The sequence below is a fragment of the Bisbaumannia pacifica genome, assembly GCF_007989625.1.
Taxonomy (GTDB): Bacteria; Pseudomonadota; Gammaproteobacteria; order Pseudomonadales; family Halomonadaceae; genus Bisbaumannia; species Bisbaumannia pacifica.
Genome location: NZ_BJUK01000002.1, coordinates 1 through 16,913 on the forward strand (window position 1 = coordinate 1; position 16,913 = coordinate 16,913).

The 16,913-nt window shown below is 68.3% G+C and carries 15 protein-coding genes; 11 read left to right on the forward strand and 4 right to left on the reverse strand.

Annotated elements, in window-relative coordinates:
• Positions 1–58 precede the first annotated feature (58 nt).
• The gene (hglS, locus tag HPA02_RS00745; protein WP_146800894.1) at positions 59–1,417 is read left to right on the forward strand and encodes a 2-oxoadipate dioxygenase/decarboxylase HglS; all 1,359 of its coding nucleotides are present in this window, start codon (positions 59–61) and stop codon (positions 1,415–1,417) included.
• A gap of 89 nt (positions 1,418–1,506) precedes the next feature.
• Here the strand turns inward: hglS and HPA02_RS00750 are convergent, their stop codons facing one another.
• The 3 genes from HPA02_RS00750 to HPA02_RS00760 all read right to left on the reverse strand — a co-directional run bounded on the left by HPA02_RS00750 (position 1,507) and on the right by HPA02_RS00760 (position 5,500).
• Positions 1,507–2,409: a LysR substrate-binding domain-containing protein gene (locus tag HPA02_RS00750; RefSeq protein ID WP_146800896.1), complete on the reverse strand. Its 903-nt coding sequence runs from the start codon at positions 2,407–2,409 to the stop codon at positions 1,507–1,509.
• Between the two features lie 77 nt (positions 2,410–2,486).
• Positions 2,487–4,340: a TRAP transporter permease gene (locus HPA02_RS00755; protein WP_244945834.1), complete on the reverse strand. Its 1,854-nt coding sequence runs from the start codon at positions 4,338–4,340 to the stop codon at positions 2,487–2,489.
• Positions 4,341–4,498: 158 nt separating this feature from the next.
• The gene (locus HPA02_RS00760; RefSeq protein ID WP_146800900.1) at positions 4,499–5,500 is read right to left on the reverse strand and encodes a TAXI family TRAP transporter solute-binding subunit; all 1,002 of its coding nucleotides are present in this window, start codon (positions 5,498–5,500) and stop codon (positions 4,499–4,501) included.
• A gap of 324 nt (positions 5,501–5,824) precedes the next feature.
• On the opposite strand from HPA02_RS00760, the gene HPA02_RS00765 reads away from it, so the two are divergent.
• The 10 genes from HPA02_RS00765 (at position 5,825) to HPA02_RS00810 (ending at position 15,347) form a co-directional block, all read left to right on the forward strand.
• The gene (locus HPA02_RS00765; RefSeq protein ID WP_146800902.1) at positions 5,825–6,589 is read left to right on the forward strand and encodes an AraC family transcriptional regulator; all 765 of its coding nucleotides are present in this window, start codon (positions 5,825–5,827) and stop codon (positions 6,587–6,589) included.
• A gap of 206 nt (positions 6,590–6,795) precedes the next feature.
• A complete protein-coding gene (gene dctP / locus HPA02_RS00770) occupies positions 6,796–7,884 on the forward strand; it encodes a TRAP transporter substrate-binding protein DctP (RefSeq protein ID WP_146800904.1) in 1,089 nt (362 codons plus the stop codon).
• 53 nt (positions 7,885–7,937) lie between these two features.
• Positions 7,938–8,483: a TRAP transporter small permease gene (locus HPA02_RS00775; protein ID WP_146800906.1), complete on the forward strand. Its 546-nt coding sequence runs from the start codon at positions 7,938–7,940 to the stop codon at positions 8,481–8,483.
• Positions 8,480–9,757: a TRAP transporter large permease gene (locus HPA02_RS00780; RefSeq protein WP_146800908.1), complete on the forward strand. Its 1,278-nt coding sequence runs from the start codon at positions 8,480–8,482 to the stop codon at positions 9,755–9,757. Before HPA02_RS00775 ends, HPA02_RS00780 begins: the two co-directional genes overlap by 4 nt.
• Before the next feature lie 24 nt (positions 9,758–9,781).
• Entirely contained in the window at positions 9,782–10,816 is a 1,035-nt protein-coding gene (locus HPA02_RS00785) for a histone deacetylase family protein (protein WP_146800910.1), read from the forward strand.
• A 46-nt stretch (positions 10,817–10,862) separates the two neighbouring features.
• Entirely contained in the window at positions 10,863–11,219 is a 357-nt protein-coding gene (locus HPA02_RS00790) for a RidA family protein (protein WP_146800912.1), read from the forward strand.
• 1 nt (position 11,220) lies between these two features.
• Positions 11,221–12,162 carry a bifunctional Delta(1)-pyrroline-2-carboxylate/Delta(1)-piperideine-2-carboxylate reductase gene (gene lhpI, locus HPA02_RS00795; RefSeq protein WP_146800914.1) on the forward strand — a complete coding sequence of 314 codons (942 nt, stop codon included), beginning with the start codon at positions 11,221–11,223 and terminating at the stop codon, positions 12,160–12,162.
• A complete protein-coding gene (locus HPA02_RS00800) occupies positions 12,159–13,274 on the forward strand; it encodes a histone deacetylase-like amidohydrolase (RefSeq protein WP_146800916.1) in 1,116 nt (371 codons plus the stop codon). Before lhpI ends, HPA02_RS00800 begins: the two co-directional genes overlap by 4 nt.
• 88 nt (positions 13,275–13,362) lie before the next feature.
• Complete coding sequence (locus HPA02_RS00805) at positions 13,363–14,334, forward strand: branched-chain amino acid transaminase (protein ID WP_146800918.1); 972 nt, start codon at positions 13,363–13,365, stop codon at positions 14,332–14,334.
• 56 nt (positions 14,335–14,390) lie between these two features.
• Positions 14,391–15,347, forward strand: a complete 957-nt coding sequence (locus HPA02_RS00810; RefSeq protein WP_146800920.1) for an Lnb N-terminal periplasmic domain-containing protein — start codon at positions 14,391–14,393, stop codon at positions 15,345–15,347.
• 361 nt (positions 15,348–15,708) lie between these two features.
• On the opposite strand, the gene HPA02_RS00815 is transcribed toward HPA02_RS00810, so the two are convergent.
• The gene (locus HPA02_RS00815) at positions 15,709–16,809 is read right to left on the reverse strand and encodes an aminotransferase class I/II-fold pyridoxal phosphate-dependent enzyme (RefSeq protein WP_146800922.1); all 1,101 of its coding nucleotides are present in this window, start codon (positions 16,807–16,809) and stop codon (positions 15,709–15,711) included.
• Positions 16,810–16,913: the final 104 nt, after the last annotated feature.

Consider the following 16,913-nt stretch of genomic DNA (forward strand, 5'->3'; position numbering starts at 1 on the left):
GCGATCCCCGCTACCCTGACGAATAACCCCAACCCAATCGGACCCAGAGACACGAGCCATGAGCACAGACTTTCTTTCTTCGGACGAGATTCGCGATCGCTTCTCGAAGGCCATGTCGGCCATGTACCAGGCCGAGGTGCCCCAGTATTCGACCCTCCTCGAGCTGGTGGAGACGGTCAATCGGGAGACCCTGGACAAGGACCCGGCCCTGGCCGAGCGCCTGGCCGCCCATGACGAGCTGGCGCGTCTCGGCGTGGAGCGTCACGGCGCCATCCGCGTCGGCAGCGCCGAGGAGCTGGCCATGCTGCGTCGCCTCTTCGCGGTGATGGGCATGTTCCCGGTGGGCTACTATGACCTCTCCGAGGCCGGCGTGCCGGTGCACTCCACCGCCTTCCGGCCCATCGATGACGCCGCCCTGGCCCGTAACCCCTTCCGCATCTTCACCTCGCTGCTGCGCCTGGAGCTGATCGAGAGCCCGGAACTGCGCCGCCGCGCCGAGGAAATACTCGCCCGTCGCGATATCTTCACCCCCGGGGTGCGCGAACTGATCGCGCGCTGCGAGGCCCAGGGCGGGCTGAACGAGGCCGATGCCGAGCGCTTCGTGGCCGAGGCCCTGGAGACCTTCCGCTGGCATCAGGAAGCCACCGTGGACCTGGCCACCTACGAGGCCCTCCACGAGGAGCACCGCCTGATCGCCGACGTGGTCTGCTTCCGTGGCCCGCATATCAACCACCTGACCCCGCGCACCCTGGATATCGACGAGGTGCAGCGGCGCATGCCGGCGGCGGGCATGAACCCCAAGGCGGTGATCGAGGGCCCGCCCCGCCGCGACTGCCCGATCCTGCTGCGTCAGACCAGCTTCAAGGCGCTGGAGGAGGCGATCCGCTTCGCCGGCGAGCAGCAGGGCACCCATACCGCCCGCTTCGGCGAGATCGAGCAGCGTGGCATGGCGCTGACCGCCAAGGGCCGCGAGCTCTACGACCGGCTGCTGAACGAGGCGCGGCGCCAGACCGCGGGCCTGGCTAACGAGGAACACCAGCGGGTGCTGGGCGAGGTCTTCACCGACTTCCCCGATCGGGATGACGAGCTGCGCCGCCAGGAGCTGGCCTTCTTCCACTACCGCCTGAGCGAGGCGGGGGAGCAAGCCGGCAAGCAACCGGGTGCCGACCTGGAGGCGCTGATCGAGGGTGGCCTGGTGGTGGCCCAGCCGATCACCTACGAGGACTTCCTGCCGGTGAGCGCCGCGGGCATCTTCCAGTCCAACCTCGGCGGCGGCGAGAACCAGGCCTATGCCGGTAACGCCAACCGCGACGCCTTCGAGGCGGCCCTCGGCGCCCCGGTCACCGACGAGCTGGCCCTCTACGCCGAGCGCCAGGAGGCCTCCCGTCGCCGGGTGCTGGACGCCCTGGCCGGGTAACGTCGGGTCCGTCACGGCATCGGGGGGAAGCCAGTCACTGGCTTCCCCCCGATCGTTTTCAAGCTGGGCGCTGGCTAAGGCGTCTGCGACTAGTCGTCGGTACTCAAGGCCGCGGCGCCGACCAGGTGCTCGACGAAGCGCCGCACCTTAGCCAGCTCGCCCAGGTGCTCCGGGTAGACCAGGTAATAGGCGCTGGCACTGTGCAGCCGATAGGGGGCGGCGATGGCCAAGCGCCGGTCCTGGAGCTCCTCAGCGACGATAAAGCGCGGCACCAGGGCCACGCCGCCGCCGGCCATGGCGGTGCGCACCAGCATGGCGAAGGTCTCGAAGCGGGTGCCGTGGTAGCTGCGGTCGGTGGTCGCCCCCTGCTCGGCGAACCAGCGGTGCCAGGCATCCGGGCGGGTCGACAGGTGGAGTAGCGGCAGGTCGGCCAGCTCGGCCACGTCCCGGGGCGCATGGCGCGCCAGCAGGGGCGGCGCCGCCACCGCCACCATCTCCTCCTCCAGCAGCTTGTGGCAGGCCAGGTTGGGCCAGCTGCCGTGGCCGTAGAAGAGCGCCACGTCGATATCCTGCTGCTCCAGGTCGAAGTCCTCGACCCGATCGTGAAACTCCAGGCTGATGCCCGGGTTGTCGGCCAGGAAGGCGGGCAGCCGGTCCGCCAGCCAGCGGGCGCCGAAACTCGGCAGGGTGGCGACCTTGAGTACCTCGCTGTTGCCGCTGTAGGTCATGATGGCCTGGGTCGACATCTCGAGCTGGGCCAAGACCTTGCGCACGTCGCTGAGGAAGATGGCGCCCTCCGGGGTCAGCAGCAGGCTGCGCCGTACGCGGCGAAACAGCTTGTGCTGGAGGTGCGCCTCGAGCTGGGCCACCTGCTTGCTGACCGCGCTCTGGGTCAGGCTCAGCTCATCGGCGGCGCGGGTGAAGCTCATATGCCGGGCCGCCGCCTCGAAGCACTGCATGGCGGTGGTGGAGGGGAGATTGCGTGAGGCCAAGCGTGAGACTCCTGATTCACGGCGCGCCTCCCCGGCGCCAGGGCGCCGGGGAGACACGAGGGCTCGAGGAGGCTGGCTCATGCCGTCGGGGAGGCCAGGTCCTGATGGGCCGGGCGCCGCGACTGACACCAGGCCACCAGGGCCATGGCCAACAGGCCGATACCGCTGGTCAGCGGCTCGGGAACCACCATGGCCAGTCCGGCCGCCAACAGTACCAGACGTTCCCAGGGCAGGGAATCTCTGACGAAATGCCCGATCAGGGCGCTGCTGACGCCCATGATCCCCAGCAGCGAGAAGAGCACCGCCGCCAGCAGGCCGAGCAGGGTGGCATCCACCATCACCAGCATGGGGTTATAGATGAAGGCGTAGGGGATGATAAAGGCGCCGATGGCCAGCTTGACGGCGGTAAAGCCGGTCTTCATGGGGTTGGCGCCGGCGATCCCGGCGCCGGCGAAGGCCGCCAGGCAGACCGGGGGGGTGATATCGGCGATGATTCCGAAGTAGAACACGAACAGGTGCACCGCCATGGGCGGCAGGCCGAACTCGTTGATCAGGGCGGGCGCGGCGATGGTGGCGGTCACCACGTAGTTGGCGGTGGTGGGCAGGCCCATGCCCAGCACGATGCAGGCCACCATGGTGAACAGCAGCGCCAGGATCAGCACGCCATCGGCCAGGCTGATGATGCCGGCGGCGAACTTGGAGCCCAGGCCGGTCATGCCGACGACCCCGGCGATGATGCCGGCGCTGGCGACGGCGGCGATCACCGGCAGGGCCACCCGGGCGCCCTGCTCGAAGATCTTCACCAGGCCGACCAGGGAGGGGCGGGTCTCCTTGCGGATCATGCCCACGGCGAAGGCGCAGGCGATGCCCAGCAGGGCGGCGCGCTGGGCGGTGAAGCCAAGGCTGATGGTGGTGACGATCACCAGCAACGGCAGCAGCATATAGCCCTTCTCCAGCATCAGCTTGCGCTTGCTGGGCAGCTGATCCTTGGGCAGGCCGAGGATGCGGTGCCGCTTGGCCTCGAAGTGCACGCCGATAAAGATGCCGGCGAAGTAGAGCAGGGCGGGAATCAGCGCCGAGAACATGATCTCCCGGTAGGAGACGCCCACGTACTCCACCATGATAAAGGCCGCGGCACCCATCAACGGCGGCATGATCTGGCCGCCGGTGGAGGCGGAGGCCTCGGCGGCGCCGGCGACCTCGGGCTTGAAGCGGGCATTCTTCATCATCGGGATGGTGAAGGAGCCGGAGGCGACGGTGTTGCCGATGGAGCTGCCGGAGATCATGCCCTGGAAGGAGCTGGCCATCACCGCGGCCTTGCCGGCACCGCCGGTGAAGCGGCCGGTGACCGCGAAGGCCAGATCGTTGAAGAAGCGACCCACCCCGGTGTGCATCAGCACCACGCCGAAGAACAGGAACAGGAAGATAAAGCGCGCCGAGATCTGCAGGGGCGTGCCGAAGACGCCGCTCTCGCGGAACCACAGGTAGGGCGACACCTCGCCGAGGGAGAAGCCGGGATGCGAGAGCATCTGGCTGGGGATATGGTTGCCGAACAGGGCATAGCCGATGGCCAGGGCGGCCATGATCACGATGGGCACCCCCACGGTGCGGCGGGTGGCCTCCAGCACGAAGAGCACCCCCAGCAGGGCGGTGGCCAAATCGAGGCTCGAGTAGCCGGTGACCCGGGCGCGCAGCACCTCTTCGTAGAAGAGGATCTTGTAGTAGGCGGTAAAGGTGGCGGCGAAGGCCAGGATCACGTCATACCAGGGGACGCGGGCGCGACTGCCGCTGCCCCGGGTGGCGGGGAAGAGGATAAAGATCATGCCCAGGGCCAGGCCCAGGTGAACGGCGCCCTGCTGCTGGGAGGGCAGGGTCCCGAAGTAGCCGGTATAGAGGTGGAAGCCGGTCAGCGAGACCCCCATCAGGGTCACCAACCAGGCCCACTTACCCAGATGCAGGCGGGTAGCGGATTCGCGATCGTACTGGTCTAGTACGGACGCATCGTCAGCGGTTTTTTTTTAACCACGGTTCAAGGCCTCACGAAAGGCGGCGCTGCCGGAGGGCCCGGCGGCGCCGCGGGGGGATCGAATCAGTTGACGAGATCGTCGAAGGAGGTGAAGTCGGAGCCTTCACGGGAAACGATCTGGATGACTTCCGGGTAGATGTGGCCGATAAAGGCGACGTTATCCACCTGGGCACCCTCGAACTCGCCCTGGCCGGCCACGGCATCCTGTGCCGGGGCATGTACGGTCATGCCCAGGTCCATGCGACCGTCGCGGATGCTGACCAGGTTCTCGATGGAGGCGCCGGTCTCGATATTGGTGAAGTTCTGCTCATCCAGGTAGCGGTTCCAGATGGTGGCCATCTCGCCGCCCAGCGGATAATAGGTGCCGCCTTGGCTGCCGGTGCCGAGGATAAACTCGCGCTTCTCCTCGATGTCACCCAGCTCGGCCACCGGATTGGTCACGGTCAGGCCCTGCTCCTCGTAGTAGCGCTTGGCGCCCGGGTGGATCGGCAGGCCCTCGGAGCCGTTGAGGGCGTTCTCCAGGGTCATGAAGGCCGACTGGGCGTGGGTGTTCTCCTCGGCATGCTCATGCATCAGGCGCGCCAGCTCGTAGCCCAGCTCCTCGCCGATGGTGTCGGTGCTGCCCACCAGCACGGCATAGGCGGTGACGGTGTCGACGTCCTCTTCCTGGAAGGCGTAGCTGCCGGCGGGAATGGTAAAGCGGCGATAGGCGCTGTGGGTCTCGAGGTAATCGATGGCCGCGTCGCTGAGGCCGACCAGGCGCGCATCGCCGCTGGCCGCCTGGAGGTTCTCGATGCTGCCCGAGGGCAGGCCCAGGATGCCGATGGAGACATCGATATTGCCATCCTGCACGCCATCGAGGGCGGCCCCGAAGCCTTCCTGGTAAGTGCTGTAGGCGTCTTCGCCGATGCCGTAGGCATCGAGGATCAGCTGCGACACGTTCTGGGTGGTGCTGGCGGGCGGGCCGATGGCGATATTCGGCTTGCTGGCGGCATCATCGCCGCAGCCGACCAGCAGGGTACCGGCGGCGAGGCCGACCATGGCCAGGGGGAAAGTGGGCTTCATAACGTCTCCTGATACCTGAGATATCTTATTGTGCCTCCCCGGGCGGGCGGCGCCGGGGAGTGAGCGGCGCGTCCGGCCTCGCGGGTCGGAACGGCATGCGTTGCAGGGTGCCATTGTTCCTGCCCCGGGCATAACAGACAAAAGAAATTTAGTTACCTACGCATTCTTTTTTGGAATCTATGGCCCGGGTGTTCTTATAGTGTGCTGCGTCAGGTGCTAAGTCGTTGGCAGGGCTTCCACTAAGGAATGGAAGGCCGATCTTGGTTGCCACGGGTGCCTGGCGTAGAGTAGGGGGATTACCGACTCGGCGAGGGAGCCGCCCGCGTGTCCTTCTTCAGCCTGCAGACCTGTACCCTGGGGCGCCAGCACGTGGCCCACGAGCATGCCTACCATCAGCTGATCCTGGCCAGCTCCGGCACCACCGAGCTGGCCCTGGAGCATCGCGGCCAGCGCATTACCCGGGAACTGGGCTGCCTGATCCCCACCGCCTGCCATCACGAATACCTGGGCGATGGCCGCAATCAGACCCTGGTGCTGGACGTGCCCCTGGCCAAGCTGGAGCGCCTGGCCTGCGCCGACGAGCTGCAGCGCCTCTTCGAGCGGCCGCGCTTCTTCGCCGTCTCGCCCCAGCTACAGCAACTCACCGTCAGCCTGATGGCCCAGGCCGAACAGGCCCCGGCGCTGCATGACGAGATCGCCACCCTGTTGCTGCGGGCCCTCTACCTGCAGCTGCACGATCAAGAGCTGAAGCGTGCCGAGACCACGCCCCAGGCCCGTTCACGACTCGATCTGGTGCGCCTCAATGCCTGGATCGATGCGCACCTGGACGCCGCCATCCGTGTCGAGACCCTGGCCGAGCTGTGCGCCCTGAGCCCCGGCCACTTCCATGCCTGCTTCCGCGAGGCCACCGGCCTCACCCCCTTGACCTATGTGCAGCGCCGGCGCCTCGACCACGCCCGCGGCCTGGTGGCCGGTAGTCAGCTGAGCCTGGGGCATATCGCCGGCCTGGTGGGCTTTCGCGACCAGGGTAGCTTTACCCGCGCCTACCGCCGCCGCTTCGGCGAGGCTCCCTCCCGGGCGCGGCGCTAGGCTCTGTACGAAAACTGCCTGCGCTCGCCGACTTTTCGTACAAAACCTAGACGAGGCGGTTCGTTGTGATAGCGCCCCGCCTCGCCGCTGGCGCTGTCGTTTCCCCCGAGTCTCGGGCAAGGCCGGCGGAGTCTCGGCCAAGTGGCGGGACCGGGAATGGCTTAAGGTCAAAGAGCACCCTCCAACAACAATCAGGACAGGGACTCATGACCACCACACCGCGACTTCCCAAGCGCTGGGGCAAGCCCCTCGCCCTGGCGGCACTGCCGCTGGCCCTGGCGGCCGCCCAGGCCCAGGCGCAATCCTACGAGATGGTGATCGCCACCCAGTTGCCCGAGAGCCTCAGTAACAACGAGATCTATCCGGCCCTGGTGCACTTCAAGAACCGCGTCGAGGCGCAGACCGACGGTGACCTGGCGGTGACCCTCTTCGGCGGCGGCCAGCTGGGCTCCGAGGTGGAAAACGGCACCGAGGTGCAGGGCGGACGCACCCTGCAGTCCACCATCATGTCGGCGGGGGCCATGTCCTCCTTCTACCCGGACTACCAGCTGGTCACCGCGCCCTTCCTCTTCACCAGCTGGCGCCAGGCCTGGGCCTTCTTCGACGGCGAGTGGTTCGCCGACTTCATGACGGGCACCCGGGAGGCGGCCAATATGCGCTACCTGGGCACCTTCGACGACGGTGGCGGCTTCGTGGCCTTCACCAACAACGTGCGGCTGATCGAGACGGTGGAGGACCTGGAGGGGCTGAATATCCGCACCGAGGAGAACCCCGCCCACGTGGCCATCATGCGCGCCCTCGGCGCCTCCGCCACGCCGCTGCCCTGGGGGGAGCTGATCACCGCCCTGGAGACCGGCCTGGCCGACGGCCAGTTCAATGCCCCGGTGCTCAATACCACCTTCAACTTCGATGCGGTGACCGATTACACCACCCTCACCGGCCACGTCTACAACAGCGCCCCCTGGGTGGTCAGCGAGTCCTGGTATCAGGCGCTGCCCGAGGAGTACCAGGCGGTCCTGGTCGGCGCCGCCCGGGAAGCCATCGAGATCAGCCACGGCATGTCCGGGGCCCTGGCCACCGCTAGCTGGGTGGAGTCCTGCGAGCGCTTCGAGGCCTGCTACCTGATGCCCCCGGCGGAGCGCGAGCGCATGGCGGAGATCGCCCGACCGGCCTGGCAGGAATGGATCGTCGACGACTTCGGCATGGAGGCCGGGCGGGTCGAGGCCTTCCTCGGCGAGGTGGAGCGGGTCGGCCGCCAGGTGGCCGAGGATGACCTGCGGATCTACGGCCAGTAATCGCGCCGAGTCCGGTGCCCGTTCCGGCGGGCGCCGGCCCAACGAGGCTTGCCATGACCCTTCTGGTTTCCCTGCGTCGACTGAGCGATGGCGTCAATCACCTCGCCGTGGTGCTCTGCGTGGCCTGCATCCTGGCCATGCTGGGCATCTCCTTCACCGCCTTCCTCTACAAGCTGCTCACCGGCAGCACCCTGAGCTGGACCTACTCCCTGGCGCGGCTCTTCCTGCCCTGGATCGGCTTCCTCTCCATGACCATCTCGCTGCGTTATGGCGAGCACGTGGCCATGACCCTGCTGGTGCGCAGCCTGCCCCGGCCACTGGTGCAGCTGGCCGCCGGTGCCTGCCTGGCGGTCATGGCGCTCTTCGCCGCCATGCTGGTGTGGTATGGCTGGGGCTTCTTCCAGAACGCCACCCAGATCTACATGGTCTCGGATCGCATCCAGATCCCCAGCCAGGTCACCGCCATCGTGGTGCCCCTGAGCGGCCTCATCATGCTGCTGCACCTGGTGCACGGCTTCGCGCTGCTGGAGCACTTCATCGATGACGAGGCGACCATCCACGACCTGATCGAGACCCCAGACTCGGAGACCCCGCGATGACGCCAGCCATTCTCGCTTTCGTGGTGCTGCTGCTGATCGGCGCGCCGGTGGCCATCGTCATGGCCATGTCGGGGCTGGTGGGGGGCTTCACCCTGGGCGGTGAGCGCATGCTGGGCATCATTGCCGATCGCATGTTCTCCGGCGTCTCCGGCTTCCTGCTGATCGCCGTGCCCTATTTCATCTTCACCGCCGAGCTGATGAATCAGGGCGGCCTGACCCAGAAGCTGATCGCCTTCAACAACGCCCTCTTCGGCCGGGTGCGCGGGGCCCTGTCCCACGTCAATATCTCGGTCTCGGTGTTCTTCGCCGGCCTCACCGGCGCCGCCATCACCGACACGGTGGCGATCGGCAAGATCATGATCCCGGAGATGAAGAAGCAGGGCTACGACGCCGAATACGCCGCCGCCATCACCGCCTGCTCGTCGATCATCGGCCCGATCATCCCGCCCAGCGTGGTGATGGTGGTCTATGCCACCCTGCTGCGGGATATCTCGGTGATCGATCTGTTCGCCGGCGGCATCATCCCCGGCCTGCTGATGGCCCTGGCCCTGCTGCTGGTCAGCTTCTTCCTGGCCTGGAAGCGCGGCTACCCCAAGCAGGCGCCCACCCCGTTCAGGCTGGCGGTGGTCGCCTTCCTGGTGGCCCTGCCGGCCATGGTGGTGCCGCTGATCATCCTCGGCGGCATCCTCTCGGGGCTGACCACCATCACCGAGGCCTCCGGCTTCGCCGCGGTCTACGCCATCGTCATCGGCGTGGTCTTCTATCGCAACCTGACCTGGCAGAAGATCTGGCAGGCGCTGGTGGTCACGGTGCGCTTCTCCGGGGTGGTGTTCTTCCTGCTGGCCACCTCGGCGGTGCTGGGCTGGTTCGTGACCCGCTCCGGCATCGCCCGGGAAGCCGCCGGCCTGATCACCACCTTCAGCGACTCCGCCTTCCTGCAACTGATGCTGGTCTGCCTGCTGCTGATCCTGATCGGCACCGTGATGGACGTGCTGCCGGCCCTGGTGGTGGTGGCGCCGGTGCTGGTCCCGGCGATGATCCAACTGGGGTTCGACCCACTGCACTTCGCCATCCTGATGATCGTGGTGCTGAACGTCTCCAACGTGACACCGCCGGTGGGCATGACGCTGATGACCGCGGCGCGGATCGCTAACGTGCCCTATGAGCGGGCGATCATCGCCTCGCTGCCGTTCTATACCGCCTATCTCGCGGTGATCGTGCTGCTGGCCGCCTTCCCGGCGCTCTCCACCTGGATTCCCTCCCTGCTCGGCTAATAAGGATAAGGACAAGGATTCGCCATGAAGCTCTACTACCACCCCGACCAGGAGCGCCATGCGCCGCCCACCTTCCTGCTGCGCGGCGCCCCGGCCCCGTCGCCGGAGGGGCCCAAGCGCGCCGAGCTGCTGAGCCTCGGCCTGGCCCAGGCGGGGCTCTCGCTGAGCGCCCCGGCCAAGGCCGATACCCCGCGACTGCGCGAGCGGCTGGGGCGCATCCACAGCGACCGTTACCTCGACTTCCTCGAGACCATTCACGCCCGCTGGCAGGCGCTGCCCGGCGCCGCCGAACTGGTGGCGCCCAATGTGCACCCCTGCGGCGGCGGCCATCACTACCCGCGCCATCCGGTGGGCCAGGCCGGCTGGCACCTGCACGACATGGCCTGCCCGATCGCCGCCGACAGCTTCCGCGGCATCCTGGCCAGCGCCGCCAGCGCCGAGGCCGCCGCCGAGGCGGTGCTGGGCGGTGAGCCGGCCGCCTATGCCCTGTGCCGGCCGCCGGGCCATCATGCCGGGCCGGAACGCGCCGGTGGCTTCTGCTTCCTCAATAACTCGGCCCTGGCCGCTACGGTGCTGCGCGAGCGCTTCGCCCGGGTGGCCATCGTCGACGTGGACCTGCACCACGGCAACGGCACCCAGGACATCTTCTATGCCCGCGGCGACGTCTGGACCGGTTCGCTGCATGCCGACCCCACCGACTTCTACCCCTTCTTCTGGGGCGGGGCCGACGAGACCGGCGAGGGGGAGGGGCAGGGTGCCAACCTCAACCTACCGCTGCCGCTCGGCAGCGACGGCACGGTCTTCCTGGCCGCCCTGAAGCGGCTCTTGGCGGCGCTGGCCGAGTTCCGTCCCCAGGCCGTGGTGGTGGCCCTCGGCCTGGACGCCCACAAGGACGATCCCCTGGCCGGATTGAGCCTGGAGACCGAGGACTTCCGCGCCATCGGCGCGCGCCTGGCCGGCCTCGAGCTGCCCACGGTGCTGGTCCAGGAAGGGGGCTACCCCACCGAGTCCCTGGCCGACAACCTGCACGCCCTGATGGCGGGCTTTACCGCCGCCTGAATCCTGGACTTTCGCGAGATCATCCAACTGAAAAGAGAGACACGCCATGACCGTTAGCTATCACCACAGCAATGCCCGCATGAGCCAGATCACCGTGCACAACGGCACCGTCTACCTGGCCGGCCAGGTGCCCAGCGACCCCTCCGCCGAGATGCGCGGCCAGACCGAGCAGGTGCTGACCCGCATCGACGAGCTGCTGGCCGAGGCCGGCACCTCCAAACAGCACCTGATCAGCGCCCAGATCTGGGTCACCAGCATGGCCGAGTTCGATGCCATGAACGCCGCCTGGGACGCCTGGGTGGTGCCGGGACGCCCGCCGGTCCGCGCCGCGGTGGAGGCCAAGCTGGCCAAGCCCGAGTGGAAGGTGGAGATCATGGTCACCGCCGCCCTGCCGGAGGCCTGAGATGCGCATTATCAGCGCCGAGGAGGTCGCCCGGGCCCTGGACTGGCAGGCCCTGGTGGCTCGTCTGGAGAAGACCTTCGTCCAGGGGGTGGAGGCGCCGCCGCGCCACCACCACGCCATGCATCGCCCCGACGGCGAGGCCACCATGCTGCTGATGCCGGCCTGGGAAACCGCCGGCTATATCGGCGTCAAGATGGTCAACGTCTTCCCGCAGAATGCCGAGCACGGCCTGCCGGCCATCGCCGGGGTCTACCTGCTCAGCGAGGGCCGGCATGGTCGGCCGTTGGCCTGCCTCGACGGCAGCGAGCTGACCCGCCGGCGCACCGCCGCCGCCTCGGCCCTGGCGGCCCAGGCCCTGGCCCGGGACGACGCCGAGACCCTGCTGGTGGTGGGCACCGGCAAGCTGGCGCCCATGGTCATCGAGGCCCATGCCGCGGTGCGCCCCATCCAGCGGGTGCGGGTCTGGGGGCGCAATCCCGACAAGGCCCGGGCCATCGCCGCCGACTACGCCGAGCGCTTCGATAGCGCCGCCGTGGAGGACCTCGAGAGTGCCTGCCGGGAGGCGGATATCGTCAGCTGCGTGACGCTTTCCAGCGAGCCGCTGATTCGCGGCGCCTGGCTCGCCCCGGGCAGCCACCTGGACCTGATCGGCGCCTTCCGTCCCAGCATGCGCGAGACCGATGCCGACTGCCTGGCGCGCAGCGAGGTCTACGTGGACACCTACGCCGGGGCCAAGGGCGAGGCGGGGGATATCCTCCAAGCCATCGACGAGGGGGCCTTCGCTTTTGATTCCATTCGCGGCGAGTTGGCCGAGCTGCTGCGCGGCGACACGCCCGGACGCTCCTCGCCCGAGGCGATCACCCTCTTCAAGTCAGTGGGGGCGTCGCTGGAGGACCTGGCGGCGGCCATCGAGGTGTGGGAGCGCCAGGAGGGCGGGGCATGAGTCCGGCCGTCGGGACGGGTTTCTTCTGGCACGAGCGCTGCTTCTGGCACGACGCCGGGGCCATCGGGGTCTTCTCGGCCCCGGGGGAGTTTCTGCAGCCCCAGTCCGCCTCGGAGAGCCCCGAGAGCAAACGCCGCCTGAAGAACCTGCTGGAGGTCTCCGGACTGATCGACGAGCTGGTGGTGCGCAAGGCCCTACCCGCCGACCGCCAGGCCCTGGAGCGCTTCCACACCGCCGCCTACCTGGATGCGCTGGAGGCGGGGGACGCGGCCCGCGGTGGCGATGGCGGCGATTGCGCCCCCTACACCCCCGGCAGCCTGGCCGCGGCGCGCCACTCGGCGGGGCTGGCCATGGCTGCCGTGGCAGCGGTGGCCCGGGGTGAGCTGGCCAACGCCTATGCCCTGTGTCGACCGCCCGGCCACCATGCCGAGGCGGATCGCGGCCGCGGCTTCTGCCTGCTGGGCAATATTCCCATCGCCGTGCACCAGACCCGCGCCACGGGGCCCTTGGGGCGGGTGGCCATCCTCGACTGGGACGTTCACCACGGCAACGGCCAGCAGTCGGCCTTCTACGCGGACCCCGAGACCCTGACGGTGTCGATCCACCAGGCCGCCAACTACCCGCTGGACAGCGGCGCCTTCGAGGAGCGCGGCGCAGGGGCGGGGCAGGGCGCCAACCTCAACCTGCCGCTGCCGCCGGGCTCGGGCCTGGGTGCCTACGATTACGCCATGCGTGAGCTGGTGCTGCCGGCCCTGGAGGCCTTCGCCCCGGAGTTGATCATCGTCGCCTGCGGCTATGACGCCGGCGCCAAGGATCCGCTGGGCAAGATGCTACTCAACAGCGCCGCCTTCGCGGCCATGACCGCCCAGGTCAAGGCCCTGGCCGAGCGCGTCTGTGGCGGACGCCTGGTGATGATCCACGAAGGCGGCTACTCGGAAGGCTATGTGCCGCTGTGCGGCCATGCGGTGATCCAGACCCTGGCCGGCAGCCGCATCGCCGTGCCCGACCCCCAGAACGATGAGATCGCCGCCTGGGGCTACCAGGCCCTGCAACCCCACCAGCGCGAGCTGATCGACGGCTGGCGGCGTAGGCTCGAAGGAGAGGCACGATGACGCCCCCGCTGTATGATCGGGATGGTGGCACTTGTCAGCGGCTCGACGGCCGGCGCCGTCTCCCGGATCCTCGGAAAGGAGAGGCACGATGACGACTCCGCTTTATGATAGGGACGGTTGGCTCTGGCTCGACGGCGACTGGCTGCCCTGGCGGGAGGCCCAGACCCATCTGCTGACCCATAGCCTGCACTACGGCATGGGTTGCTTCGAGGGAGTGCGCGCCTACGCCGGCCCCGGCGGCACCCACCTGTTCCGGGTGGCGGAGCATACCCGGCGGCTGCTGGATAGCGCCCACGCCCTGGATATACCGTTATCTTGCAGCGCCGACGAACTGATCCAGGCCCAGCGCCAGTGCCTGACCAAGAACGGCCTGAGCAACGCCTACCTCAAGCCCACCGTCTTCCTGGGCGCCGAGGGGCTGGGACTGCGCGCCAAGGGGCTCACCAGCCATGTGATGATCGCCGCCTGGGACCTGGGCGACTATATCTCACCCCAGGCGGCGCGCCTCGGGCTGCGCGCCCTGACCTCTTCCTGGGCTCGCCACCACGTCAATATCAGCCTGTGTCGAGCCAAGACCAACGGCCACTACGTCAATGCCATGCTGGCCCTCAATACCGCGGTCAAGGCGGGCTTCGACGAGGCCATCATGCTCGACCCGGAGGGCTATGTGGCCGAGGCCTCGGCGGCCAATGTCTTCCTGCTCCGCGACGGGGTGCTGCATACCCCGGAGGTCACCTCCTGCCTGCAGGGCATTACCCGCGACAGCGTGATTCGCCTGGCCCGCGAGGTGCTGGGGATGGAGGTGCGCGAACGGCGCATCACCCGCGACGAGCTCTACCTGGCCGACGAGGCCTTCCTCACCGGCACCGCCGCCGAGCTGCTGCCGCTGCGCGAACTCGATGGCCGCCATATCGGCGCCCGGGCCGGGGCGCCGGCGGTGGGCGAGCCCATCGCCGACGACTCGCTGACCGCCCGCCTGCAGGCGCTCTACCGGCGGGTGACCCGGGGCGAGCTCGCCCCGGAGCTCGCGGCCTTCCGCGACTGGTTGACCGCCGTTTAAGCCTTATCGCGGCATCTCTGGCATCATAAGCGCGAATTCAGGGCGTCGGAGGTGGCATGGCGTGGGCGGTGTTACTGGTACTGCTGTCGGGGAGCTGGGGGGCACTCGCGCTGGAGTATCGGGCGGGGCGCCCCTGGGCATTGGCCTGGGGAGGAATCAGCCTGGTGATGCTAGGCCTGGCCCTCTGGGGCCGGCCCTGGGCGGCGGCGCTGGCCCAGGGTGGCCTGCATGCGGCGTTGCTCGCCTGGTGGTGGCACCTGCGCCCCTGCCTCGACGGAGACTGGCTGCCGGAGCTCGCCGAGCTGACCCATGGTCGGGTGGAGGGCGAGCGGCTGATCCTCGCGGGGGTGCGGGACTTCCGCTGGCAGGACCGCCATCGCGCCGAGCCGTGCTGGGAGACCCGCGACTACGACCTGGCGCGGCTCGCCTCGGTGGATCTGTTGCTCTCCAACTGGGGGCTGCCGATGATCTCCCATGTGATGGTGTCCTTCGGCTTCGATGATGGCGAGGTCGTGACTTTCTCGGTGGAGATCCGCCGCGAGCGGGGCCAGGCCTTCTCGGAGCTGGCCGGCTTCTTCAAGCAGTACGAGCTGAGCATCGTCGCCGGCGACGAGCGCGACCTAGTGGGGGCCCGCGTGCGGCATCGGGACGAGCGGATGCGCCTCTATCGCATCCAGATGTCGCTCAGGGCGCGGCGGGAACTGCTGCTGGCCTACGTGGAGGAGGCCAACGCGCTGCGCGAGCGGCCACGCTTCTATCACACCGTCACCGCCAACTGCTCGACCCTGGTCTACGCCATGATGCGGCGCATCGTCGACGGCCTGCCCCTGGATTATCGATTGCTGCTCACCGGGCGGCTGCCGGCCTATATCCACAAGGTCGGCGGCCTGGTGCCGAACCACTCCCTGGCCGAGCTCCAGGCCCGCGCCGATATCACCGAGGCGGCACGCACCGCCGGCGAGGCCCAGGACTTCTCCCGGCGCATCCGTCAGGGCGTGCCGGGGTGGGAATAACCAAAAAAAACGCCGCCGACTCCCGTCGGTGGCGTGGTGATCCTGGCCCTCCCTGGGCACCCTCCCGGTGCCGATGTTCCCTGCGGGGCCTCCTGACCCCTCGCGTCCCTGGCGTGGCGCTTGGCAGTGTCCCTTGCCGCCATTTCACTCTAGTCGGCATAGATGACAATCGCATAACGATGTCATTAACGGTTGATGACGGCCAGACTTTGTTTGAAAAGTCGGCGAGCGATGGCCAGACAAGGCAAAAATCGGCGAAAAGACGGAGTTTACGGGCTGTAAATGAGTACTTTGATCGGACTCGCGCACGAGCCGATTTTTAACGCCGTATGGCCGAGCGCAGCCAGTTTTCAGGCACAGCCTAGCGTAGGGCCCGCTCCAGGATCCTTAGCCGCCCGGGCGCCAGGGCGTCCTCCACTGCGGTGATGCGCAGGATGTGCCCCAAGGCCGGGTGATTGGGGCGGGCGATCAGTCGGCCCGCCTCCAGCAACTGGCGATTGACGCTTTCGGCCAGCTCGGCATCGGCCAGGCGAATGCCGATAAAGTTGGTGGCGCTCGGCAGCACCTCGGCGCCGAGGGCGCGGAAATGCTCGGCGAGACGCTCGCGGCGGGCCTTGACCGCGGCGATATGGGCGGCTACCTCCTCCGGGTGATCCAGCACCACCTCGGCGGCGGCCTGGCTCAGGGTCGAGACCGCGTAGTGGATGCGCACCTTCATCAGCAAGGCCAGGGTCTCGGCCTCGGCGATGGCATAGCCGACCCGCAGCCCCGCCAGGCCGTGGGCCTTGGAGAGGGTGCGCAGGCGCACCACCCCGGGCAGGGCCTGGTTCAACTCGGGCGCCTCGGCGTCGTCGCGGAAGTCGTGATAGGCCTCGTCGAGCAGCAGCCAGCACTCCTCGGGCAGGCGGGCGCGCAGGGTGCGGATGGCCTCGTCGTCGTGGAGGTGGCCACTGGGGTTGTCCGGGTTGGCCAGGTAGACCAGGCGTGCCTGGGTGTCATGGGCCGCCGCGATCAATGCCTCCAGGTCCGGGGCCAGTACGCCCGGCGCCTCCCGATAGGCCACCTCGTGCAGATCGAGCCCCTGACCCTGGGCGAAATAGCCGAAGGTGGGGTAGGTGCCGGCGGTGGTCACCACCGTCTCACCGGCGCTCACCAGGCCGCGCAGCGCCAGGGCGATCAGGCTGTCGGCGCCGGCATCCACCAGCAGTTGCTCCAGCGGCATGCCGCGTTGCTCGGCGAGGCGTTGGCGGATGCCCAGGGCCTCCGCATCGCCATAGCAGTAGACGTGCTCCGCGAGGGCATCGCCGAAGTGTTCGCGCAGCGCCCGATGAGGCATATCGAGGCCCTCGTTGGAGCCCAGGCGGTGGGGAATCTCCCGACCCAGGCGCCGCTCCAGGACCTTGATGCCGGGGAAGGGGTTGGTCGGGCCGGAACCCGTCAGATGCTGGGGAAAGCGGGGCATAGCTCAGCCTTGTTGCCGAAAAGCGATGGCCCCATGGTGCCATAACCGGGCGGGGATGGGGGCCTGCTGGGGCGCCTGCGGCGCCAATCGTTCGGGAAACCCGA

Coding starts and splice junctions, on each gene's coding strand:
- hglS (WP_146800894.1), top strand. CDS start 59: ATGAGCACAGACTTTCTTTCTTCGGACGAGATTCGCGATCGCTTCTCG.
- HPA02_RS00760 (WP_146800900.1), bottom strand. CDS start 5,500: ATGAAGCCCACTTTCCCCCTGGCCATGGTCGGCCTCGCCGCCGGTACC.
- dctP (WP_146800904.1), top strand. CDS start 6,796: ATGACCACCACACCGCGACTTCCCAAGCGCTGGGGCAAGCCCCTCGCC.
- HPA02_RS00775 (WP_146800906.1), top strand. CDS start 7,938: ATGACCCTTCTGGTTTCCCTGCGTCGACTGAGCGATGGCGTCAATCAC.
- HPA02_RS00780 (WP_146800908.1), top strand. CDS start 8,480: ATGACGCCAGCCATTCTCGCTTTCGTGGTGCTGCTGCTGATCGGCGCG.
- HPA02_RS00785 (WP_146800910.1), top strand. CDS start 9,782: ATGAAGCTCTACTACCACCCCGACCAGGAGCGCCATGCGCCGCCCACC.
- HPA02_RS00790 (WP_146800912.1), top strand. CDS start 10,863: ATGACCGTTAGCTATCACCACAGCAATGCCCGCATGAGCCAGATCACC.
- lhpI (WP_146800914.1), top strand. CDS start 11,221: ATGCGCATTATCAGCGCCGAGGAGGTCGCCCGGGCCCTGGACTGGCAG.
- HPA02_RS00800 (WP_146800916.1), top strand. CDS start 12,159: ATGAGTCCGGCCGTCGGGACGGGTTTCTTCTGGCACGAGCGCTGCTTC.
- HPA02_RS00805 (WP_146800918.1), top strand. CDS start 13,363: ATGACGACTCCGCTTTATGATAGGGACGGTTGGCTCTGGCTCGACGGC.
- HPA02_RS00810 (WP_146800920.1), top strand. CDS start 14,391: ATGGCGTGGGCGGTGTTACTGGTACTGCTGTCGGGGAGCTGGGGGGCA.
- HPA02_RS00815 (WP_146800922.1), bottom strand. CDS start 16,809: ATGCCCCGCTTTCCCCAGCATCTGACGGGTTCCGGCCCGACCAACCCC.